The 23406-nt window shown below is 47.9% G+C and carries 19 protein-coding genes; 16 read left to right on the forward strand and 3 right to left on the reverse strand.

The features are described 5' to 3' along the window. Positions 1–321 precede the first annotated feature (321 nt). The 6 genes from coxB (at position 322) to GCU39_RS27655 (ending at position 5787) form a co-directional block, all read left to right on the forward strand. Positions 322–1356 carry a cytochrome c oxidase subunit II gene (gene coxB / locus GCU39_RS27630; RefSeq protein ID WP_152396411.1) on the forward strand — a complete coding sequence of 345 codons (1035 nt, stop codon included), beginning with the start codon at positions 322–324 and terminating at the stop codon, positions 1354–1356. Positions 1357–1403: 47 nt separating this feature from the next. Then, positions 1404–3254, forward strand: a complete 1851-nt coding sequence (ctaD, locus tag GCU39_RS27635) for a cytochrome c oxidase subunit I (protein WP_152397465.1) — start codon at positions 1404–1406, stop codon at positions 3252–3254. Next, positions 3251–3871, forward strand: a complete 621-nt coding sequence (locus GCU39_RS27640) for a cytochrome (ubi)quinol oxidase subunit III (protein ID WP_152396412.1) — start codon at positions 3251–3253, stop codon at positions 3869–3871. Before ctaD ends, GCU39_RS27640 begins: the two co-directional genes overlap by 4 nt. A 3-nt stretch (positions 3872–3874) precedes the next feature. Then, a complete protein-coding gene (locus GCU39_RS27645) occupies positions 3875–4195 on the forward strand; it encodes a cytochrome C oxidase subunit IV family protein (protein ID WP_152396413.1) in 321 nt (106 codons plus the stop codon). Positions 4196–4385: 190 nt separating this feature from the next. Beyond that, a complete protein-coding gene (gene ctaG, locus GCU39_RS27650; RefSeq protein WP_152396414.1) occupies positions 4386–5294 on the forward strand; it encodes a cytochrome c oxidase assembly factor CtaG in 909 nt (302 codons plus the stop codon). 28 nt (positions 5295–5322) lie between these two features. After that, on the forward strand, positions 5323–5787 hold the full coding sequence (locus GCU39_RS27655; RefSeq protein WP_152396415.1) for a DUF420 domain-containing protein: 465 nt from the start codon (positions 5323–5325) through the stop codon (positions 5785–5787). 80 nt (positions 5788–5867) lie between these two features. Here the strand turns inward: GCU39_RS27655 and GCU39_RS27660 are convergent, their stop codons facing one another. Next, complete coding sequence (locus GCU39_RS27660) at positions 5868–7253, reverse strand: peptide MFS transporter (protein WP_152396416.1); 1386 nt, start codon at positions 7251–7253, stop codon at positions 5868–5870. Between the two features lie 389 nt (positions 7254–7642). Between GCU39_RS27660 and GCU39_RS27665 the strand changes: the two genes are divergently transcribed. The 9 genes from GCU39_RS27665 to GCU39_RS27705 all read left to right on the forward strand — a co-directional run bounded on the left by GCU39_RS27665 (position 7643) and on the right by GCU39_RS27705 (position 18394). Continuing rightward, a complete protein-coding gene (locus GCU39_RS27665; RefSeq protein WP_152396417.1) occupies positions 7643–8365 on the forward strand; it encodes a hypothetical protein in 723 nt (240 codons plus the stop codon). A 43-nt stretch (positions 8366–8408) separates the two neighbouring features. Further along, positions 8409–8798, forward strand: a complete 390-nt coding sequence (locus GCU39_RS27670) for a GntR family transcriptional regulator (RefSeq protein WP_152396418.1) — start codon at positions 8409–8411, stop codon at positions 8796–8798. A 36-nt stretch (positions 8799–8834) separates the two neighbouring features. Then, entirely contained in the window at positions 8835–9731 is an 897-nt protein-coding gene (locus GCU39_RS27675; RefSeq protein ID WP_152396419.1) for an ATP-binding cassette domain-containing protein, read from the forward strand. Positions 9732–9769: 38 nt separating this feature from the next. Continuing rightward, entirely contained in the window at positions 9770–10672 is a 903-nt protein-coding gene (locus GCU39_RS27680) for an ABC transporter ATP-binding protein (protein ID WP_152396420.1), read from the forward strand. Beyond that, entirely contained in the window at positions 10665–11969 is a 1305-nt protein-coding gene (locus tag GCU39_RS27685) for an ABC transporter permease (protein WP_152396421.1), read from the forward strand. Before GCU39_RS27680 ends, GCU39_RS27685 begins: the two co-directional genes overlap by 8 nt. A gap of 93 nt (positions 11970–12062) precedes the next feature. Continuing rightward, positions 12063–12914: an ABC transporter ATP-binding protein gene (locus GCU39_RS27690; RefSeq protein ID WP_152396422.1), complete on the forward strand. Its 852-nt coding sequence runs from the start codon at positions 12063–12065 to the stop codon at positions 12912–12914. Beyond that, positions 12915–13562: an ABC-2 transporter permease gene (locus tag GCU39_RS27695; protein WP_152396423.1), complete on the forward strand. Its 648-nt coding sequence runs from the start codon at positions 12915–12917 to the stop codon at positions 13560–13562. 194 nt (positions 13563–13756) lie between these two features. Further along, positions 13757–14788 (forward strand): Gfo/Idh/MocA family protein, encoded by a 1032-nt coding sequence (locus GCU39_RS27700; protein ID WP_265333556.1) that lies wholly within the window; start codon positions 13757–13759, stop codon positions 14786–14788. Positions 14789–15091: 303 nt separating this feature from the next. Then, positions 15092–18394 carry an NPCBM/NEW2 domain-containing protein gene (locus GCU39_RS27705; RefSeq protein WP_193726654.1) on the forward strand — a complete coding sequence of 1101 codons (3303 nt, stop codon included), beginning with the start codon at positions 15092–15094 and terminating at the stop codon, positions 18392–18394. Between the two features lie 55 nt (positions 18395–18449). On the opposite strand, the gene GCU39_RS27710 is transcribed toward GCU39_RS27705, so the two are convergent. Both GCU39_RS27710 and GCU39_RS27715 read right to left on the reverse strand, forming a co-directional pair. Then, on the reverse strand, positions 18450–20006 hold the full coding sequence (locus GCU39_RS27710; protein WP_193726655.1) for a response regulator transcription factor: 1557 nt from the start codon (positions 20004–20006) through the stop codon (positions 18450–18452). Beyond that, the gene (locus GCU39_RS27715; protein ID WP_152396427.1) at positions 19999–21822 is read right to left on the reverse strand and encodes a cache domain-containing sensor histidine kinase; all 1824 of its coding nucleotides are present in this window, start codon (positions 21820–21822) and stop codon (positions 19999–20001) included. Before GCU39_RS27715 ends, GCU39_RS27710 begins: the two co-directional genes overlap by 8 nt. Before the next feature lie 150 nt (positions 21823–21972). On the opposite strand from GCU39_RS27715, the gene GCU39_RS27720 reads away from it, so the two are divergent. Next, a complete protein-coding gene (locus GCU39_RS27720; RefSeq protein WP_152396428.1) occupies positions 21973–23304 on the forward strand; it encodes an ABC transporter substrate-binding protein in 1332 nt (443 codons plus the stop codon). Positions 23305–23406: the final 102 nt, after the last annotated feature.

Genomic DNA, 23406 nt, shown 5'->3' on the forward strand with positions numbered 1-23406 from the left:
TGCTCGAATTGTGTCGATAATATGTTGCAGTAAGGTGAATAACGGAAGAATTTGGAGTGAAAACGGAGGGCTCAAAGCGCTATGAAAGCGGATCGAAAATAAAATGGAAGCGCATACAAATCGCGCAGTGGTGCGACTTTTTCGACTTTTAGAACAATTTGTGAACTGGTCTATAAACATTGACAAAAATTCCCCCGGAAATTATAGTTAATTACGTGATACTGTTAATTGACAAGCGATTAGCATCCGTGTTAAAGCACGTAGATTGCTTATTTTGGGGAACGTCGCAATCTATGAAAATGTAAAAAGTGGGGTTGATCAATGATGAATCGGTGGCATGCAGTAAAGCGGCTCCTTCCAATTTTGGCAGGTTTGGCGCTTTTACTTTCCGCTTGCGGCCGTGCGGATCTGTCGACATTACAGCCGCAAGGACCTATTGCAGAGAAGCAGTATGATTTAATGAAATTATCAATTGGTATGATGATCGTCGTAGTCGTGATCGTGTTCTTGATCTTAGCCTACGTACTCATTCGTTTCCGTAGACGCCCAGGGCAGACGGAAATACCGAAACAAGTCGAAGGCAGTCACAAATTGGAGATCATTTGGACCGTAATCCCGATCATCCTGTTGGTGATTCTTGTTGTGCCTACGGTTAAGTACGTGTTTGAGTTTGCGCAGGATTATTCCAAAGATAAGAATGCGATTCAGGTGAAGGTCACTTCGCATCAATATTGGTGGGAATTTGATTATCCTGATTACGGAATTAAGACGGGTCAAGAGCTTGTTATTCCGACGACGAAGAAGATTTCTCTTCAATTAAACACGGTTGACGTGCTTCACTCATTCTGGGTTCCATCGTTGTTCGGTAAAATCGATACCAACCCTGAAGGAAATACGAATAAGATGTACTTCGAAGCGCCAAAAGCCGGCGTTTATCGCGGTAAATGCGCAGAGTTATGCGGTCAGTCCCACGCCTTGATGGATTTCAAAGTCAAAGCGGTGGACGAAGCGAAATTCGACGCTTGGGTTCAAGAGATGAAGGCTCCTGCTGTATTGCCTGAAGATCCGCAACTTGCAGCTGCATTCGAGAAGAAATGTCTTTCTTGCCATGCTGTAGGGGATAAAGGCGGTACGCTCGGTCCGAACTTGACGGGCATCGGCAATAAGCAAGCGGTTGCTGGCGTGTTGCTGAACGATGAGACGCCTGTGGAAGAGAACCTTAAGAATTGGATCGCTGATCCAGAGAAAGTTAAACCAGGTTCAAAAATGCCGAAAGTTACTTTATCTACAGAAGAGTTAGACGGCATTTCGAAGTACCTTGCGAATTATAAATTACAATATGACAACGGGAAGTAAGGGAGGCAATAACCTTGGCTCATTCGGTAAAAAGGTATCACGGGTTAATGGATTGGCTCACAACCGTTGACCATAAGAAAATCGGTATTCTATATCTTATCGCCGGCGGATTGTTCTTTCTCATCGGCGGTATTGAAGCGATTCTCATTCGGATTCAGTTGATGCAGCCGAAGCTGGACTTCGTATCTGCTCAGACATTTAATGAATTGATTACGATGCACGGAACGACGATGATCTTCCTTGCGGTCATGCCAATCATTTTCGCTTTGATGAATGCGATTATTCCGCTTCAGATCGGTGCGCGCGACGTAGCGTTCCCATTCTTGAACTCACTCGGATTCTGGACATTCTTCTTCGGCGGCTTGCTCCTTAACTTGAGCTGGATCGTTGGTGGAGCACCAGATGCAGGCTGGACATCGTATATGCCGCTTGCCAGTAATACATACAGTAACACCCATGGGGTGGACTTCTACTCCCTAGGGTTGCAGATTGCCGGTATCGGTACGCTGCTCGGGGGGATTAACTTCCTCGTCACCATCATCAACATGCGTGCGCCAGGGATGACCTTCATGCGTATGCCGATGTTCACATGGGCGGTATTCATTACGTCGGCCTTGATCCTGTTCGCATTCCCTGCGATTACAGTTGGTCTCGTATTACTTACATTTGACCGGTTATTCGGTGCGAATTTCTTCGAAATTGCCAACGGCGGTAATGCCGTGTTATGGGAGCATATCTTCTGGATCTTTGGTCATCCTGAAGTATATATCTTGATCTTGCCGGCATTCGGTATTATCTCGGAAGTTGTATCGACATTCTCGAGAAAACGGTTGTTCGGATACAGCTCGATGGTATTCGCAACAATCCTTATCGGATTCTTGGGCTTCATGGTATGGGCTCACCACATGTTCACAGCAGGTTTAGGACCAGTAGCGAACGCCCTGTTCTCGATTGCGACGATGTTGATCGCCGTGCCGACGGGAATTAAGATCTTTAACTGGCTGTTCACCCTATGGGGTGGTCAATTGACATTCAACACATCAAGTTTGTTCGCGATTGGATTCATTCCAACATTCGTTATGGGTGGGGTTACAGGGGTTATGCTCGCGTCTGCGCCAGCTGACTTCCAGTACCACGATTCCTACTTTGTCGTAGCGCATTTCCATTACGTTATCGTCGGTGGTCTCGTATTCGGTCTATTCTCAGGCTTGTTCTACTGGTGGCCGAAAATGTTCGGTCGCGTACTGAACGAAGGACTTGGTAAAATCACGTTCTGGACATTCTTCATTGGATTCCATATGACGTTCTTCGTGCAGCATTTCTTAGGTTTGATGGGGATGCCGCGTCGCGTATTCACTTACTTGCCGAACCAAGGATTTGACACGATGAACTTAATCAGTTCCATCGGTGCGTTCTTGATGGGTGTAGGTACGATCGTATTCTTGATTAACATCGCGGTTACGGCTGCGAAACCAAAAAATGCACCAAACGATCCATGGGTAGACGGACGTACATTAGAATGGACGATTCCTTCCCCAGCGCCAGAATACAACTTCAAACAAACACCGCTTGTGCGTGGTTTGGACGCTTATTGGAAAGAAAAAATGGCAGGCAACAAAGAAGTTCCTGCAGCGGAGCCTGTTGGTTCGATCCATATGCCTTCTCCATCGATCATTCCATTTATGATGTCAGTTGGATTGTTCATCGCTGGTTTTGGATTCATGTTCGCAAAGGATGAGTTTGCGAATGGTTTCGTAGGTATGTTGTTCAATAACTATATCGTTGCAATTCTCGGTTTGGTGATTACATTCGGCGGTATGTTCTTACGTTCCGTATTCGATGATCATGGCTGGCATATTGAACCAGAGGAGCTAGAAGATAAGGGGGTAAAAGCATGAGTTCGCACGCAGAACATGTAGACGGCCAATTGCCTCATGAGCCGGAGAAGGCGACCCTCGAAGGCCGTAATAAGGTCCTTGGATTCTGGTTGTTCCTCGGTGGGGAATCCGTGTTGTTCGGAACTTTGTTCGCGACGTTCCTTGCGCTTCGCGACCAGATCGCTGACGGTAAACCGGGAACAGAGTTGTTCCAATTACCGACTGTGGCTCTGGCGACATTCATTCTCTTAACGAGTAGTTTGACGAGTGTATTCGCTACCCAAGCGCTTCATCGTCATAATGTCAAAGCAATGATCAACTGGTTGATCGTGACTGTCATTCTTGGGTTAGGGTTCTTGGGTCTTGAGATTTATGAGTTCTTCGAGTATGTGCACGAAGGCCATAAGTTCACGACAAGCGCATTCAGTTCTTCGTTCTATACCTTAGTTGGATTCCACGGTGCCCACGTTGCATTCGGGGTTGTATGGATCGGAATACTTATTGCTCAAATTTTCAAAAAAGGGTTAACGGTTGTTACCGCCCCTAAAATCTATGTAGCAGGTATCTACTGGCACTTTATCGATGTCGTGTGGGTATTCATCTTCACAGTGGTTTACTTGATGGGAAAGGTGGGCTAACGAATGTCAACACAGCATTCTGCTTCAGACTCGACGGCGAAGCATCGTCATCGCCACGAGGGACCTGGTAAACATATCGTAGCATTTATTTTCTCCATCGTTCTAACGTTGATCGCTTTCGCTGCTGTTATGGCAGGCGAAGTGAACAAGACATTTACCTACATCATCATCATGGTGATGGCCGTTCTGCAAGTTGTGGTCCAATTGGCATACTGGATGCACATGAAAGACCGCGGGCATTTAATGCCAATCATTTTCTTGTTTGGCGGAGCCTTGATTGCCTTTACAGCTATTATCATGGCCGTATATTGGGTTTGGTGGTAAATAAGTAGAGGGGGGCAGTGATTGCTGCCCCTCTTTTTATGGATATATCTTGTTTGATTTGGACAGAAATGGACGACAATGTCTGAATGTGAGAGAATATCTTATATTTCTCGCTAAAACGCTTTCCCTCCTTACAAAGGACACCGAAGGCGTTGATGCTTGGGTCGATTAGATAAGGAGGGATCAAGGCATGCTCGGCTTAGAATACTTTAGCTTCTCAGATTTATGGAGTCCTTGGTTTTTAATACTTATGATCGCGATTACCGCTGCGTACTTTGTGATCATCGGTCCGCTTCGTGCACGATTTGCTGAAGAAGGGACAACGAAGGTAGGGCAGAAGATTTGCTTTGTGGCCGGGATGGTATTGTTCTATTTGGCGCAAGGCGGTCCGATCAGTTTTTTAAGCCATTTGATGTTCACGTTCCACATGCTTGCGATGGCATTATCTTATATTATTGTGCCGCCGCTCATTATTCTTGGTATTCCGACATGGCTATGGCGTTCGATGTTCCGCTACCGCCCGCTGCATAAATTGAAGTTTCTCATGCACCCGATTTTCACAGCCGTATTGTTCAATGCGCTGTTCTCGCTCTATCATGTTCCGGCTGTTCACGATTATGTCATGCTTCATTTTGTAGTCCATCGGATCTATTATGTGGTATTATTAATTACCTCAATGATGATGTGGTGGCCAATTCTCAGCCCGATTCCGGGCGGCAAGCTGCAGGATGTTAGTAAGATGGCGTATATCTTTGTGAATAGTGTATTGATTACACCGGCCTGTGCTTTGATTATTTTTGCAGGAGAGCCGATGTATGCGACTTATAACGATCCCAATGTATGGGCTCAGGCCATGGGTTATTGCTTCTCGGGCGACCCGAAGGTACTGCTCGAGTTGTTCGATGGACCGACGTTCTTCAATATTCTAGATCCGATGCAAGACCAACAAGTGGGCGGCATTATGATGAAGTTCATTCAGGAGCTTGTTAACGGGTCTGCGCTCGCGTATATCTTCTACCACTGGGTGAGAAGAGAGAGTCGCGACGATGATATGGACGAACTACCTTTGGTAGGCTCGGAGAATTGGAATAAAGCATAAGGGATGAGGAGTAGAACGGAGGGTTCGCGTGGATATTTTTACAATTTTTCCGACGATTAGTACAAGTTTTATTGTCATTAGTGCGATCCTAGTCGCGATTGGCTGGGTACAGATTATTAAGGGCAAGCGCAAGGCGCATGAGAAGACGATGATTGCCGGTGCGATTGCAGCGTTATTGTTCTTCATCATCTACATGTCGCGGACGATCTTTGTCGGCAACACGGCATGGGGCGGTCCGGATGATTTGAAGCTATACTATCATGTATTTCTGATCTTCCACATCGTGCTTGCGACGGTTGCAGCGGTGTTCGGTCTAACGACACTTACCTTAGCCTTTAAGAAGAACTTCGGGAAGCACCGTAAATGGGGTCGCGTCACAGCCGTGACATGGTTCTTTACCGCCATTACAGGCGTAGCAGTCTATGTATTGCTGTATGTCCTCTATCCAGGTGGTCATACCAAACCTGTGATTGATGCGATTTTTGGTCTATAATATCTATCCCTATCGAAATAAAGCCGATGGACTCTTGTGTGACAAGAGCTCATCGGCTTTTTTGTATATCGCATGAGATGCTATTTGGCCATCCGTGTCAACGTCTTCGACAGCATCAGAAGAACAAGTCCGAGGGCAATCGATAGACCGCCAATGATACTAAAGACATTGAAGTAACCAAGCGTATTGATCTTCGAAGCGAACTGACCGCCGACGATATTCGCAATGCCCGTACTTGCCAGCCATACCCCCATAAGCAGCGATGTAAGCTTCACCGGAGCGATTTTGTTCACGAGGGACAAGCCGACAGGGGATAAGAAGAGTTCACCTACCGTATGGAAGAAGTACGTCGCTATAATGAATAGAATGTTCGCCTTCTCCGTGATATGCGCGCTATCACTGCCTGTCCGAAGCACCGCCATAAGGAGCACGGTGTATCCGACACCGAGCAGGATCATGCCAAGGCCCATTTTTGTCGGTGCGCTAAGGTCGCCACGTTTGCGATGTGAGAGCTTCAGCCAGAGCGTCGATACGACGGGTGCAAGCAGGATGACGAACGCTGGGTTAATGGACTGGAACCATGAGGTTGGGACCTCCCAACCGAAGATCGTCTTGTCGATAAATTGATTCGTATAGAGCGTGAGCAAGCTGCCGGCTTGTTCGAATCCAGCCCAGAAGAAGATGACAAAGCAGGTAATGATCAGAATAACCGCCGTCCGCTGTTTTTCTTTTGGCGTAAGCGGGGTCGTGATCTTCTTGCCGCCCTTGTTGATCGAAGCCATTGTGATCACTGGTTTCGTGCCGAGGTCGCCCAAATATCGCGGCGCAAGCATATTGAAAATAATTTGCCCAATGACCATCCCGATACTCGAGGCAAGGAATCCGTATTTGTAGCCGTAGACAATCGTATCCATCATGCTGGTCTTGAAGTATTGCTCCGCAAGATAACCGCAGATGAGCGGAGAGATCAATGAACCGACATTAATCCCCATATAGAAAATAGTATAGGCCGAGTCGATTCTTCGGTCATTTTTCGGGTATAAGTCCCCGACAAGGGTAGAGATATTCGGCTTGAAGAAGCCGTTCCCGATAATGATGAGTGCAAGGCCGATATATAGCGCAGACACCGTCTGCGAAGCGAATAACGCGAAGTTCCCGATCGCAATGGCGATCCCGCCGATCGTGATGGCCTTGCGTCGACCGAGGTACCGGTCCGTCAGATAACCTCCAAGCAGCGGCGTGAAATAACAAGCTCCAGTGAAGAACCCGTAGACGGAAATGGCCGAGCTCTCAGAGAATCCGAGTCCACCGCTAATAAGTGCTGCAGTTAGGTAGAGGACGAGCATTGCACGCATGCCGTAGTAGCTGAATCGTTCCCACATCTCTGTGAAGAACAGAATATACAACCCTGGCGGATGTTTCTCCTTGGTTAATGGGTTAGGAAGGTCTGATGGTTGGGTGGTCAATGATGGTTCCTCCTTCTCATGCTGTATACATTAGAACATTACAACTTTAGCGTACGAAATCTATGATTTAATTATAGTTGTCGATTTTAGATGGTTATATGACCGTCAGTCAAGGAAATACAGCACACGCAGAGAAGGTTAAATTTTGGAATAACCAAATATACTGAATCTATTTATGATGAAGGATAACCAGAATATCTTGATATGACTAGAGATGGTGACGCTTACGTAAAATGATGAAAATAAAGCAAAAAATTTTTCCAATTCATTGGTGGAAAGTGTTGACAGTGTGATAAGCACACTATATACTGTGTATAAAGATATATACAGTATAAACACTAACTGAGACATATATAGACTCAACTCATTGGACTGAAAGGATGATATTCGTGCAAGTAATGCGAGACGCGTGGTTTCTAACGAAATCGGAATATGGGGGACTGCGATATAAAAATGTAATCTCTGTGATCATGATTGCCTATATCACATTCATGTCCATTCCGTTAACGCATAGCGTTCTCCCGGTGGATGAAGAAACGTCACTTGCTTACTTATTCATCGATTTTTACTTTTTAACGATGGTGCCGATCCTCGGGTTTATTTTGAACAAGAAGTCCTTTAATTATCATCGCGATGATAGCTACACCGTGAACTTGGCGCATACGCGAACGATGCCGGTCTCGTTCGAGGTGATCATGACCAGCCGGATCATTCAGTTGATTCTGCCGTTGCTGGTGAATGGAACGATCTTCTTCACCGCGCAGTATTTGTTCGCGGAACGATTGTTCGACGGCATGACGGTACCGCAGTATATAAGTTATACATCGATATGGCTTGGATATGCAGTGCTAACCTCGGCAGTATACATTTTTGTAGAAATGACGCGCAGCGGCAAGACATATCTCGCGGTGACCGTGGTGCTTATGGTATTGAACATAGCAGCAGCACTTATCTGTTGGTTCGCCAAGGTCAGCATCCTCGTGTTGACGGTGGACATCGCGAAGCAGCATCCGCTCTTATCGCCGGTCCTGATGTTCATTGCAGCTGGGTGCGTGATGTTCCTTACCGTCAAGGGAATCAGAAGAAAGCTGAAGACACGCGATTTGATGTAACGCTTCTATCGTATAAGAGACTCCGAAGAGAAGAGGTGGGAAGGTGTGGATCCCCATTCAATTAAATGAGAATAGTGCAGAGCCATTGTACCATCAGATCGAAGTACAGCTTCGTTCTTTGATTCTTAGCGGCCAAGTGGAGGAGGGAACATTATTGCCGTCGATTCGGGAGTTCGCGAACGATCTGAAATGCAGCGTGATCACTGTTCGTCGGGTCTATCAGGATCTGGAGTCCGAAGGGCTGCTGCGGACGAAGCAAGGCACGGGGACCTTCGTAGCGAAGGTCGGATCGGATGAGCGGGATCGGCATCGCCGGACGGCGGTCGTAGAGGCGATGGAGGCCGCGGTGGATGTCGGAATGCAAGTGCAATGTACGAAGGATGACCTGAAGTCGATCTTCCAAGAGGTTTTGGATGCGAAATATAAGGGTTAGCACACAGGCTGTGATGATGGGATATGGGGTGAGTTGATGGAAGAGCTGGTTGTTCGGATGAGAGGGATCGTGAAGGAGCGAGGCAAGCTTCAAATCGGTCCGATGGATGTAGATTTTCCTGGCGGTTATGTAACGGCGATCGTCGGGTCTAATGGCTCGGGGAAGAGCACGCTGATGAATATGGTGATGCAGATCGTACATCCGGATCAAGGGCAGATCGAGCTGTTAGGCCATACACTCGCTGGTGAACATCAGTGGGAACTGAAGAAGCGGATTGGCTATGTGATGGAGAAATCGTGGCAGGACCAGAACGGAGATACGCTCGAGATGATCGCCGGACAGATGAAATATTGGTATCCAACCTGGAATCAGGCGCTCTATGAACGGCTTATTGACGTATTTGAGATCGATCCAAAGCAGCGGTTCAATAAGATGTCCAAAGGAACGAGAAGGAAATGCGAGTTCATTATCGGTTTCGTCCATGAACCGGATCTGCTGCTGCTCGACGAGCCGTCCTCAGGACTCGATCCGCTGTCGTGGAGGGTCATGATGGATGAGATTCGAGCATATATGGAGGGTGGGGATCGCGCCGTCATTCTGGCCTCCCATATTATCGATGAAGTGAAGCGATTAGCCGATTATGTCATCTTCATGCATCGTGGGAAGCTGCTAGGCCGATATGAGAAGGATCAGTTGACCGATGATTGGAAGGCATTATGGGTGGAAGCGGGTCCGGAGGTGGATCGCGAATCGTTTCGAAGGCTCGGTGGCGTGATCACGCTGGAGAATGAAGGTCGAAACGTCGTTAAAATCATAACGTTAGATGTATCGATGACGGAAAAAGCGCTAGAACAATCGGGCTTTCATGTTATGCGAACAAGTGGTTTAGACCTTGATGAAATTTTCACGTATTTGATTCAGCAACAAGTTTAAAATCATAGGGAAAGAAATCGGATGAGGAGGTTCATGGAATGAAGGCATTGCAATTGGAGCAAGTGGTCAAAGTCTATGGGGACAAACGCGCGGTGAACGGCATCAATCTGGAAGTGGGCAAGGGAGAGATTTATGGACTGTTAGGAGCCAATGGTGCGGGGAAAACAACGACCATGCGGATGGTACTAGGGCTGATCTACCCGGATGAAGGCCAAATTCGGTATAACGGGAAGGGTTATGGCAAGGCATTGAATGGCATAATGGGCTATTTGCCGGAGGAGCGGGGCTTGTATCCGAAGATTAAGGTCAGCGAACAGCTCATCTATCTGGCACAACTGCGCGGGATGTCGAAATCGGATGCGGACCGCAGCTTGAAATACTGGCTTGAGCGCTTTAATGTACCGGAATATTACGATAAGAAGATCGAAGAGTTGTCCAAAGGGAATCAGCAGAAGATGCAGTTCATTGCAGCGGTGATCCATAAACCGCAGTTCATCATTATGGATGAGGCGTTCAGCGGCCTTGACCCGGTCAATGTCGAGCTGTTGAAGGAGACGGTCAAAGAGGTTCGTGACGGTGGAGCAACCATTCTGTTCTCGACACACCGCATGGAGCATGTCGAAGAGCTGTGCCAGAACATTACGATTCTGCACAAATCGAATACGGTGCTACAAGGGAATCTGAAGGAGATCAAGCGCCAATTCCCACGTGAGAGCGTCATTCTTGGGACGGACGGCGAAGTGACAGACTTACACAAGATTGCAGGCGTAACGAGCGTGGACCGATCGGAGATCGGATATAAAATCGGTATTTCCGACGAGCGGGCAGCACAGGAAATTCTAAGATTAGCGATGCAGCAGCGGACGGTAAGCCGCTTTGAAGTGGTGGAACCGACATTGAACCAAATCTTTATTAAGGCGGTGGGTGAGCGTCATGAGTAATTTGAAGACAATCGTTGGCTTTACCTATAAAAATAAAGTAAGAACCAAATCGTTCATCGTGACGACGATTATTCTGCTCCTGCTCGTTTCGGCAGGAATCAACAGTCTGTATGTGATGTCCTTGTTCAATAATAAAGACGAAGGCCCGGCTAAAGCGGAAGTCGTCGGTATGTACCTCGACACGGCAGGGATTGCGGAATCACTGAAGGGCCAATTCGCGAAGCAGCCGAACGCGAACATCTCGCTCCAAGTCTATGAGGGTTCCGTAGACCCGGCGACGGATGAAGCGAAGCTGAAGCAGGATCTTGCCGGGAAGAAGATCACAGGGTATTTGGTCTTAAGCGGTGGCGAGAACGGTAAATTCCCGAAATTCATCTATAAATCGAGCAATATCCGTGTCACCGGCGATTCGCTGACGAGATCGCTCGAGACGGCGCTCACGGCGGTAAAGATGGATTTCATCGTTGCGGATACGCTAAGCGAATCGCAGAAGCAGCAGCTCGCTGAGCCGATTGCGATGGATCTGGAACAAGTAGCTGTCAATGAAGGCAATGCCGGAACGAATCAGACGCAGGAGCAGAAGGTCGCTGCCTATATTCTGGTGTATGTCATGCTCTTCCTGTTCTTCATGACGGCCTATATGACCGGCAATATGATTGCAGCAGAAGTGACGGCGGAGAAGAGCTCGCGTATTATGGAGATCTTGATTACGAGCGTGTCGCCGCTGTCCCAAATGTTCGGGAAGGTCATCGGTATGTTCCTGGTCGGTCTGACGCAGATTGCGGTCTTCGTTGTGACCGTCGTCGTGAATTTAAGCTTGCCGCATAACCTCGCAATTCTACAAGAATACCATATCGACATGTCGGAGATTGATCCGATGCTCTTGATCTATGGCATTCTATTCTATATTCTAGGTTACTTCTTGTTCGCCGTGCTGTTCGCAGCGATCGGCTCGATGGTGAGCCGCACCGAAGAGCTGGGTCAGGCGATTATGCCAATCACGTTCGTATCGCTCGCGGCATTCTATATCAGCATGTTCAGCATCTCGACGCCGAACACGATGCTCGTGAAGGTGGCGTCGTTCATCCCGTTCACCTCACCGACATCGATGATCTTACGTCTAGGTCTTGGTGAAGTGGCTTACTGGGAAGTATGGCTCTCAATCGTCTTCTTGCTTGTGGCCATCTTCATCTGCGGCTGGCTCTCTGCCAAGATCTATCGCACCGGCGTGTTGATGTACGGCAAGCGCCCAACGTGGAAAGAGCTTCGCAAGGCGATGAAGGCGTATAAGATTTAAGGATCATATCATAATTTGCACCGCGCGCAGCTTCCAGCGCGCGGTGTTTTGCTGTATGACGGAGTGCTAACTACGAATGATAGGAGTGAGAGGATGCCGAACCTTCTAGAGATAGAAAATATCAGCAAATCATTTGGCAACAAAGTTGTCTTGAAAAATGTGTCATTCCATGTGCCGTCTGGATCTATTGTCGGCTTCATTGGTGATAACGGGGCTGGAAAATCAACGACATTTAAAGCCGTACTCGGATTAATTTCTAAAGATAGCGGTACAGTTAAACTATTTGGCGAAGAAAATATCAATCAACATGTCAAGATGAAGGAAAAGATCGGCGTTGTATTTGATGCGATGAATCTGCCGGCTCATCTTACCATCAAACAACTCAACAACGTTTTTAAGCGGCTGTATGATGCTTGGGATCAAGACAATTTTGATCGATTAGTCCATGCTTTCTCTTTACCTGTTGATAAAAAAGTGAATACATTCTCGCGTGGAATGTCCATGAAACTGTCTGTAGCGGTGGCGCTGTCCCATCATGCACAATTATTAATCCTAGATGAAGCGACGGGAGGGCTTGATCCCTCATCAAGGGAAGCGTTGCTAGAAGAATTACAACATTTTGTACGTAACCGTAACGGCGGTATCTTGCTGTCTTCTCATATTATGAGTGATGTGGAGAAAATCGCTAGCCATCTTGTCGTGATCAAAGATGGAGAAATTGTATTAAATGAAGAGAAACATAAGGTTTTTGAAAGTTATGCGATTGCAGATATAGATGAGGAACAACTAACGTTAATCAACAAAGATATCGTTGTCGCGAAAAGGAACCATGGTTCTTATATCAGTGTACTTGTATCTGATAGTCGGGAATTATCAAAGGAGATAACTTCTAAACCCATTACCATGGAAGAACTGAGTGTCTTGTTAACAAGGAGTGAAAAATAAGTGAGAGGTTTAATATTGACCAACTATTACCTCGTTTATCGAAGTTTATTTGCATACATAGGTATAGCTATTTTGGTGTCAGGTTTGATTTTTTATTTTGGGGAACCGTCCATGTACCATTTTGTGGCGATGATAACGATCTTATTGATCGCGGCGCCCGCGATTGAGGTGATTAAGTATGAGGGGAAGTCGGGTTACGACAAGTACGTTCTGACGTTGCCAGTGACGAGAAGGCATGTCGTGCAGAGTCACTATCTTTTTTATTTTTTCGTTGTCATGATCGGCATGCTGTTATCGTTTGGTTTATTTTATGGCTATGGCCAAATGTCAGCTGCGCCCGTTGATGGGGTGTTCAAGACGGTCATGTTAGGGACGTTCATCGTTCTTTTTGCCGGCGCAATCGCGTATCCGCTCCTCTATGTGTTTGGGTCGGAAAAATCAGATGCGATTTCGATTGGAGGCGCGGTCGGGGGGCTTTTCGTTGCGTTTGGATTACAAGGCTTGATTAACGATCTCATCGCACAACCACCGCTGTCCAATATCAATCCATCGATATCGGCTCCAGTTGCATATGCAATCATAGGCGTTATCCTATATATTCTTTCCTTTTTTATTTCTCTGGTTATCTATCAACGGAAAGAATTTTAGTATACGCACCAACCCTCTTATCCCCAAAAATAACAGGATAGTTCAGGTTTGATCTAGATAATTCATTTTATCTGCGATTATAATCCTTTACGATAGAGGTATGGATTGAAAATTATATCGCTGCTAGAGCGAAGGGAGAAGGGGAAATCTTGAGCTCAAACACCATTTCTATTGTCATCGTCGGTTATGGCGGTATGGGAAGTTATCATGCAAAACATTTGATCGCGGGCAATCCGCGCCTGAAAGTGGTAGGAACCTATGATGTGCTGGCAACTCGCCAGACGGCATCGGAACAGGATGGCTATCCGGCATATGCAAGCTACGAAGCGGTATTGAACGATCCTGCTGTAGACGTCGTTCTGATCGCGACACCGAATGATGTGCATAGAGAATTGGCGATCGCGGCCATGAAGCATGGCAAGCATGTGATCTGCGAGAAGCCGGTCACGATCTATGCTTCGGAGTTCGAAGAAATGATGGCGGTTGCACAAGAGACGGGCCGCGTCTTGATGGTTCACCAGAACCGGCGCTGGGACGAGGACTTCCGTATCATCAAACAAATGTATGACAACAGAACGATCGGGGATCTGTTCCAGATCGAATCCCGCGTGCACGGCGCGAACGGCATTCCTGGCGACTGGCGTCACCTGGAAGCGCACGGCGGCGGCATGCTGCTCGACTGGGGCGTTCACTTATTAGATCAGTTCTTGTTCATGATCGATAGCAAAGTAACGAGTGTATCGAGCCGCCTAAGCTTTATCCTCGGCGATGAAGTTGATGACGGATTCGATGCGATCCTTGAATTCGAGAATGGCGTAACGGCGATCGTCGAAGTGGGGACGACCAATTTCATTACCCTTCCGCGCTGGTATGTGAAAGGAACGGAAGGTACGGCGGTGATCGAAGACTGGTCGCTTAAAGGCCGCGCTGTCGTTCGCAATAATGAAGTGGGCAAAGTCGAACCGAAGCCGATCCAAGCCGGCGTGGGTCTGACGAAGACGATGGCTCCGCCATCCGAAGAAGCAACGATCACGACAACGTTGCCAGCCGCTTACGAGCATGCGAGCAGCTTCTACGATAATTTCGCAGATGTGGTTGAAGGCAAGGCGGAAGCGATCGTGAAAAACCATGAGGTACTGCGCGTGTTGAACTTGATCGAGAACATTTTCAAGGCAGGTCGTAACCGTGAAGTGATTAAGGACTTCGATACGTACGAGTCGAAATAGGATTCTATCTAAAGGGCGCCGACAGGCGTCCTTTTTTTTGCGTGTTGCACTAGCTGCTCGTATGAAAAACATCCGTTAGTTCTTTGTTCCTATACAGGATTATCCACCTATGGAAGTCAGTTTTGTGTATGTTACCGTGAAAGTGCTTGCAATAGAATAGCTTCTGTAAGAACTCATTTTAAGACAGGTTCAGAGATGGAGGTGGGTACGTGTAGAGGACAGCATTGGTGTTTGTGCTACAAGCGGGATAACTTCATTAAGGAGCTGAGGAGAATGCGTCGTTGTTCATTATGGATTGTCATCATGGCACTCATAGCTGGTAGTTTCGGCTATCAAGGAATGGCTTCCGCTGCGGCGGAACAGTATGTATTTGAAGCGGAGAGCATGACATTAACGAATTTCTCGACCGATACGGTAACTTATATGAACGATATCAATAATCAGCCACTCGAGACAGTGACATTGATTCAGGGCGGAGTAGGACAGACAAGTACGGCTAGCACTGTGTTTAACGGGGTATCCGGTAGTTACGATATCATTACCCGATATGTTGGGAAGGTTCAGAACGGCGTTGGATATTCGATTGCAATCAATGGCAGCTTGGTTGATCAATGGGGGTCAGCGCAGCGTAACGGCGCCAATGCTACGGATCCGCGCAACATCGATAATCATACATCAAGCAAGGTCACGCTTAACGCAGGAGATGTCATCAAGCTGACGGCGATCTCCACCAATGAAGCAGCGCGTGTAGATAAGTTAACGGTTCAGACATACAAGGGGCCGCCGACAAGCACACTAACACTCGACTCTCCGAACGCAACGTTGAACAATGGATTCGACTGGGCGAAAAACCGGTCACTGGGGCTCACGTTCTACCCAGGCAATCCGATGCTGGGGCATGAGAGTGAGTGGTGGCGTCTTTCTGATTCCACGCACACGACGATTGTACCTGGTTATTGGGGAGCGTATTTGAACCGGGAAAGCTTCTACAATCGCGATATTTCGCATCAGTCGGATGCAGGGCACTTGCTCGGCTTAGGCAATGAAACCTTTAGCATGATGAAGACCTTTGCGGGAGACATCAACCTGCCTGGCCAGAATGGCTGGCCGTTGTGGGCGCATAGCTCCTATGGCGCGATGTACTACATGGATGGCACGGGATTCAGAGAGCTGCCATCGCCATTTGATGTCATGCACAAGGCATATCAGCAGTATCTATGGACGGGCGATACGAAGTGGATTAACGATCCGGTCTTATCAGCGTACTATGATTCAACCATCGGACCGTTCCTGACCGATCACGGCGTAATCTGGAATGATGCCAATCCGGCGAATGAACAGCCTGTCGTTAAGATGAAGTCAGGTGAATTCACGTCTACTTATTATGAACATACTCCGCAAGATCCGGCGAACAGACTTGTCTCTGCTGGGGATTCACTTGCATTGGAATACCAATCGCTGCTAGCGTACTCGCAAATACGGAAGGCGAAAGGTGATACGAACGGCAGCACGCTGTGGAAAAATCGCGCACAGCGACTGAAGGACTATTATGAGACACACTGGTATGATGCATCTACCGGTCGGTATATCCGAGGTATCGATGGAAGTGGTCGCTCCAAGAGTGACTGGGGTCAAGAGAACAGCTTTTTCATGCCGCTGAAAGGGCTTGGCGACTTTGGACCACGAACAAACGCTTATCTAGATTTCATCAGTGATCACGATGACAGCATGAATGTCGAAGCCACCACATACATGCCTGAAATGTACTACAATTATAACAGGGCTGCAGAGGGCTGGTTCTGGTTAAAGAAAATTCTGACCGAAAAAGATACATATCCTGAGGTTGCGTTCACCGCGGTCAGCAACATTATCGTCGGTATGATGGGCGTGCAGCCGAATGCCCCTGAGCATAAAGTCGCCACGATTTCGCGTCTGACGAATGAAGTACCTTGGGTAGAGGTGAACCATGTCCAAGTAGGCGACAATGATTTGAACATTAAGCATAATGGAGTAACCAACTCTACACTAACGAATAATTCAGGTGGCACTATTACTTGGGAAGCGCAATTCTATGGGACCCATCCTACAATTTATATTAACGGCGCAGCACATCCATCGCAGACGAAATCTCTCTACGGTCAGACGATATCCTACGTCGATGTTCAGGTGAATAACAGCGAAGAAGTTCATGTTGGTCCGCAGATCGTCGATTACACGCCTCCGACGGCGCCAACGAATCTGACCGTAAGCAATGTAACGCAAAACAGCGCGCAGCTGAATTGGACGGCATCCACAGACGATGTAGGCGTCACCGCGTATGATATCTATAGCGGCTCAACGGTCATCGGAAGCACGACGTCAACCAACTATAAGGCGACGGGGCTTGCGGCAGACGGAGCCACCTATACTTTTACGGTCAAAGCGAAGGATGCAGCGGGCAATGTCTCTGCTGCCAGCAATGCTGTTCAGGTCACGACACCGATTTTGCCGCAGGTTTATTTGACCGATTTGAACTGGGTATCTGCAACCGCAGGCTGGGGGACGGTGCAGAAAGATAAGAGCATAGGGGAAAATACGATCACCTTGAACGGAAAAACCTATGCCAAAGGCATTGGAACGCATGCCGCAAGTCATATCACCTACAACCTAAATGGACAGTACGCAAGATTTACTTCCGATGTAGGCGTTGACGATGAGAGTACGGTCGGAGGGACAGTCGTGTTCCAGGTATGGGGGGATGGCAACAAGTTATTCGACAGCCAGACGATGACGTGGGCAAGTCAGACCCAATCCATTGATATTAGTGTTGCAGGAGTCAACCAATTGCAGCTTACGGTAACGGATGCTGGCGACGGGATTAGTCACGACCATGCTGACTGGGCTGATGCTCAGCTATTCCGAGGCAGTTCCGATACACAGGCACCGACAGTGCCAACGAATCTTGCTGCAAGCAATATCACGGAGAATAGTGTGCAGCTGAGCTGGACAGCATCTACCGACAATGTAGGTGTAACGGGATATGATATTTACAATGGGTCCACTTTGGCGGGGACATCTACGACGACGAGCTTTTCGATAACAGGACTTACGGCAGGAACAGCTTATACGTTTACGGTCAAAGCGAAGGATGCAGCTGATAACAGCTCAGCAGCTAGCCATGCGGTGAATATAACGACGCAGAGCGCGCAGCAGGGTCCGGTATATTTGAGCGATCTCGCTTGGGTATCCGCAACGGCAGGCTGGGGAGCGGTGCAGAAGGATAAGAGCGTAGACGGAAATCCGATCACCCTGAATGGACAGATCTATGCCAAAGGACTCGGAACCCATGCGGCCAGCAGCATCACGTATAACTTAAACGGACAATATACAAGGTTCCAATCGGATATTGGCATTGATCATGAAGTGAGCGCGAATGCAACCGTCGTATTTCAAGTCTGGGCTGACGGCAACAAAATCTATGATAGTCAGACGATGACGCCGGCAAGTCAGATCCAATCCATTGATGTGAGCGTGGCAGGAGTCAATCAATTGGTACTCACGGTAGAGGATGGCGGAGATGGCATCAATAGCGACCATGCGGATTGGGCGAATGCAAGGCTGCAATAGCATGTTGTAGATAGAATAGAGCTCCTCTCTTTCAATTCAAAGAGAGGAGCTCTATTTATTTCCTTATCGAATCGCGGTACTCCGAGGGGGTCATGCCCGTCACATTCCGAAAAACACGGCTAAAATAATGCTGATCCGTATAGCCGATTATTTCGGATATATCTTTGAAGTCCATCGACGGTTTCGCTTCGATTAACCGCTTGGCTTCTTGAATCCTGAGCGAAATGAGATACTGTAGTGGAGGAACGCCTTTATATTTCTTGAAAACGCGAATGATATACGATGGATTGAATTGAAATTTATCCGCCAAATGTTCTACGTTGATCGCTTCCGTAAAATGGAGCCGAATATATTCCTCTAACAAGATGTAGAGTTCCTCCGCGGAATCCGTTTTCTTGTGAACAGGCAAGTGACGGATGATTAGCCTCAGCATGTTCTCGTATAAGGCGTCGGTATACTTAGCAGTAGCTGCGATATGGTAAATGCCGGATTCTATCGCGGATACCGTCTGCCTGCTCGGATCATCCAACGCTTCGAATAGGAGACGGGTCAATTGAATCAGTGTCTTCTCTAAAGCATGTTGCGTATGCGGGTGCTGCTTCCATTCTTCGAACAGGCGGGATAGTTCCAAGCGAAGTAGATCGAATTTTCTCTGCTTCACATACATCTCGATCGCGTTGACCGTAATGGGAGCCAAAGGGATGGTGCGGTTCGGCGTTGAGTCGGTGTCGTGGAGCAGAATGATCGACGATTGGCACGGTATAAGCCCTTTATCGAGTGATCGGCGCAGCCCTTGAGCCGTCTCCCATAATGCTCTCAAAGGTACAGGTTCATGGTGTGTGCAGAGGGTGACGGGAATTGCTTGCTCCATATAGGCTGTAATTTGATCTTGGATTCCCGTTGCCCGATGGACCGCTGATCCACGCGGAAGATGCTCCGATGTCGTAATGAGAAATTTGACGTTATAGCGTTTATCGTCAATGACCCACCATTTTCCCTGGGGTTCCAGCTGAGTTGCCATGAATGGGGCCCAATCTACAAGCCCCCATAACTTGTTGATGTACTGCGCATCGATGTCATCTGCGGCGTATCGGTATAGATTGCCAAGACAGACAAGATACAGCATATAGGTCCCATTCTCCAGCGATGCGGGCACAAATCGGCTGGATTGCAGCCCGTTCAAATCTTGCGTGAGGATGTTCCTCTCTTGCACTTGGTTACGCTGATCGAGTTTGCTTTTGATCTCATCGAGCGTATCTTGCAGGCTCTCGCCGGTCATCGGTTTCAGCAAATAATCCATGACACCGAGCTTCAGGGCTTGCCGGGCATAGGTGAAATTATCATAGCCGCTTAAGATCACGATATGGGTTTCGGGGTACAATTTCTTGACGTGGCGCGTCAATTCAATCCCATCCATCAGCGGCATTTTCACGTCGGTGAACAGAATATCGGGTTGATGGCGTTTCACAAGCTCCAGCGCGTCTTCGCCGTTCATGGCCGTCGCGATGACCTGGAATCCGGGATCCGTCCGTTCAACCTTCTCGACAATATGCTCTAGAATAATCTGCTCATCTTCCGCGACCACGACGGTGTATGCATTTGGTCTAAGCATCGTTTCCCTCCTCCGAGCGCGGGCCTCCAATCCGTACCCGGGCTCCATGTTCCGTATTCAATAATTGAAAGACAGCCTTCTCGCCATAGAATACCTTCAAGCGATCATAAATGTTGAGCAGTCCAATATGCGGATCGCTATCCTCCGCGGGTCTTTCGAGTTTATCCATTTTGGCCGACAGATTCATCAATGCTTGTTCATCGAAGCCGATGCCGTTATCCGTGATGACCATTTCCCACCCGGCATCAGTTACGGCACCGATCACATAGATATGCCAAGGGGGTCTTGTATCGAAGGCGTGTTTGAAGCAGTTCTCGACGATCGGTTGGATGATCAGCCTAGGTACCGAAATAGAGTTCATTTCGATCGGGATGTCGATGGTGCAGGTGAAATGGCCGGAATAGCGGGACTTCATCAAGTCCAGATATTTTCGGGTATAATCCATCTCTTGCGCAATCGTAACGGGGGCCGACCCATCTACGGCAATATACCGCAGCATACCCGAGAGGTCGCTGCACATTTTGACAATGTCATGTTGATGATTGTTGTCAGCCTTGATGCTGATGACTGTCAGCGTGTTGTAGAGAAAATGCGGGTTCATCTGCGCCTGCAAGGCTAACATTCGCGCTTTGATCTCTTGAGATCTCGCCTCTACGGCTTCACTCAGAGAGGCCTCAAGCCGTTCACACATTTGGATATAGGCCGATTGCAGCTCCTCCAGCTCGTTGAGACGTGCTCGGGCATCTGGGAAGTTTTTGGGCGGAAGCGTCTGCAAGTTCAGACTGGCAATCGATTTTCGAATCGCTTTTATCGGCGTCGTCAGCCCTCTAGCCACATAATAAGTCACAATCATCGTCAGCAATAGTGCTGCGATGCCGATGAGAATAATTTGCGTTCGGAATGCTTTGACCGGCTGCAATAAAGCGGTTTCAGATTCAACCAGCAGAACGGTCAAACCGCTGAATTCGGATCGCGAGTAAGCGACAATTTCGGAAGTCTTCGTTGCTTCGTCCATCTTCGCCTGCACCGCAGGCTTGACGATACCGCTCGTGTCGGCTAGCTGACTAACGACGTTCCAATGGGTGTCGGCCTGCTGCTGTGGATTGGACAGTGGGTAGATCAAGACACCTTTCTTGTCATACACGTATACTTTGATCGAATGGGAGCTCTGCGCACCCGGGATGGCAACGGACCGATTCACGATATTTTCGAAAATGCTGTAATCTTGTTGGACTTCGACGATGCTGTCGAGCGGTTCGCCCAGCACTTCCGTAAAAGCTCTGCACAGGGAAAACACGATCGTATTCGACTGATCCCAGTCGTCCTTACGCGGCGGAATGATCGTTTTGCGCCCGTCCATCGCGAGTGTTGCATGTACCCAAGGCCTACTTAGAATCGAATCGGGGGATAGCTGCGATACATCGAAGTTTTTCCCGAATTCGATGTACTTGCCATTCACGCCAAAAATATGAATTTGTTTGAATTGAAAGGGGTAACCGGTAATAGAGAATAAGGTGCTCGATAGATTTCTTCGATTATTCAGTTCTTTGGTCGGATTATCTGTGCTCTCAAAAAAATAGGTTCGTAAACTATCGGAAGTAATGACCCGTCCGGCAATGGCATCCATTCCGCGAAGCTCGGCGTCAAATTTATCAGAGATGTTGAGCGATAATTGATGAATCGATTCGGAAGCTTTCTGCTCGAGTGCTCGGGAGACATACAAGTAAAAGGAAGTTGCAAAAATGATGATCAGGAGCGTAATGAGACCGGCATACGCCAAGAACAGCTTGGCTTGAACCGTTTTGAGCCAATTCATTCGTTCGTTCCCCCAAAGGTATCGTCGTGTTCACTATTATCCACATCAATCGGTCATTTTCCTGCATTCCGTTTGTTCTACCGATGTTAAATAATAGGAATGTACCTGTACCGTACATTTACACAATAAATAATAAAGGGAGGTTTGTAAATGCGCCATATGAAACCGCTTAAAACATTGGCCGTGACGCTGATATCGCTTCTTAGCATTTACGGATTGATAGGTTGCTCCGCGCAACAGGATCAGACAACGGAGGGAGAGAAGAACCAAGAACAGACGGTTACGAAAAAGGATGTTACGATCACGTTCGTCGGTTCGCAGAACTGGTTGAACAAGGGCTCCAAAATCGATTCGGAGCTAAACGATGCATTTACGCAAGAAACCGGCATTAAAGTGGATATGCAAGTCATCCCGGACGATCAATATGCGAATGTGTTAAAAACGAAGCTCGCCTCGGGCGAAGCGCCGGATATCTTTATGGTCAGCGCAGGTGTAGGGGCCCAAAAGTTCCTTCCGGACAAATATTTTGCGGACCTGTCGAATGAGAAGTGGGTATCAAGGTATGTCCCTTATGCCAAAGCGGGCAGCACGATCAATGGCAAGGTGATGGGCTTCATGACATGGTCGGTCGATGGATGGGGCATGCTCTACAACACGAAAGTCTTCGATCAATATCAGCTAACAGTGCCTAAAACCTTCGAAGAATTTACGAAAACGATGGATACGCTGAAGGCGAACAATATTACGCCTGTCTTTGAAGTGGGTAAAGAAGCTTGGCACTGGGGCATTTGGTTATCTCAAATGGGGCCAATTGCCGAGAAGAATAGTCCTGGCTTGTACGACAAATTAAATACGAACCAGATCAAGTTCGCGGATGTTAAGGAATTTGAGACGTTCTTAACGCAGTTCAAGGAGATGTTCGACAAAGGTTATTTCGGTAAAAACCCGATGTCGAACACATGGGATTCCGGCTATGAAGCGATGGGGAAAGCCCAAGCGGCAACCTTCCTCGGCTATACCTCCTATCAGAATGAGGTAGCGGGAAAATTTGCAGCGTCAGGCGCGAACGAGTGGAAGATGTTCCCGATTCCGATGGCTGGCAATAACGTCTTCTCGCACTCTGCTGGCGGGAACATGCGCGTCGCGTACAAAGACTCCAAAAATTTGAACAGCGTCAAAGCTTATTTCGCTTTCTTGGCGAGACCCGAGAATCTGAAAAAGTATTATGAAGCGCGTCCGGATATTCAACCTGCGCCTTCCTTCACGGATGTGCCAGCGAAGCCGTCGGAGAGTGGTAAATCGCTCCTTGAAAATGCGCCTGGCGGCGATGGTGTGGATATGGAATACGGTGTGCTGTACTGGGATAATACGGCCGTCGGGAAATACATTCAGGATATGATGCTCGGCGGTCTGACGCCGAAGCAGGTATTGGAATCCATTGATAAAGATAGAGCCAAGTTATTCAATGCAACAGCCAAGTAAATGAAATAGATCCATGCGAAGAAGATGTCCGGCTCATAGCAACCGGACATCCTTCGCTTATACAGATGGCAGGCCTTGTTCTAACAGAGCACAGAGGGGAGA

It is taken from the genome of Paenibacillus guangzhouensis, from assembly GCF_009363075.1.
In the GTDB taxonomy this organism is placed as follows: Bacteria; Bacillota; Bacilli; order Paenibacillales; family Paenibacillaceae; genus Paenibacillus_K; species Paenibacillus_K guangzhouensis.

Bases quoted from the DNA above. Each gene is read 5' to 3' on its own strand.
- GCU39_RS27720 (WP_152396428.1), top strand. From the start codon at position 21,973: ATGCGCCATATGAAACCGCTTAAAACATTGGCCGTGACGCTGATATCG.
- GCU39_RS27715 (WP_152396427.1), bottom strand. From the start codon at position 21,822: ATGAATTGGCTCAAAACGGTTCAAGCCAAGCTGTTCTTGGCGTATGCC.
- GCU39_RS27675 (WP_152396419.1), top strand. From the start codon at position 8,835: ATGGAAGAGCTGGTTGTTCGGATGAGAGGGATCGTGAAGGAGCGAGGC.
- coxB (WP_152396411.1), top strand. From the start codon at position 322: ATGATGAATCGGTGGCATGCAGTAAAGCGGCTCCTTCCAATTTTGGCA.
- ctaG (WP_152396414.1), top strand. From the start codon at position 4,386: ATGCTCGGCTTAGAATACTTTAGCTTCTCAGATTTATGGAGTCCTTGG.
- GCU39_RS27710 (WP_193726655.1), bottom strand. From the start codon at position 20,006: ATGCTTAGACCAAATGCATACACCGTCGTGGTCGCGGAAGATGAGCAG.
- GCU39_RS27700 (WP_265333556.1), top strand. From the start codon at position 13,757: ATGGGAAGTTATCATGCAAAACATTTGATCGCGGGCAATCCGCGCCTG.
- GCU39_RS27640 (WP_152396412.1), top strand. From the start codon at position 3,251: ATGAGTTCGCACGCAGAACATGTAGACGGCCAATTGCCTCATGAGCCG.
- GCU39_RS27680 (WP_152396420.1), top strand. From the start codon at position 9,770: ATGAAGGCATTGCAATTGGAGCAAGTGGTCAAAGTCTATGGGGACAAA.
- GCU39_RS27690 (WP_152396422.1), top strand. From the start codon at position 12,063: ATGCCGAACCTTCTAGAGATAGAAAATATCAGCAAATCATTTGGCAAC.
- GCU39_RS27645 (WP_152396413.1), top strand. From the start codon at position 3,875: ATGTCAACACAGCATTCTGCTTCAGACTCGACGGCGAAGCATCGTCAT.
- ctaD (WP_152397465.1), top strand. From the start codon at position 1,404: ATGGATTGGCTCACAACCGTTGACCATAAGAAAATCGGTATTCTATAT.
- GCU39_RS27685 (WP_152396421.1), top strand. From the start codon at position 10,665: ATGAGTAATTTGAAGACAATCGTTGGCTTTACCTATAAAAATAAAGTA.
- GCU39_RS27705 (WP_193726654.1), top strand. From the start codon at position 15,092: ATGGCACTCATAGCTGGTAGTTTCGGCTATCAAGGAATGGCTTCCGCT.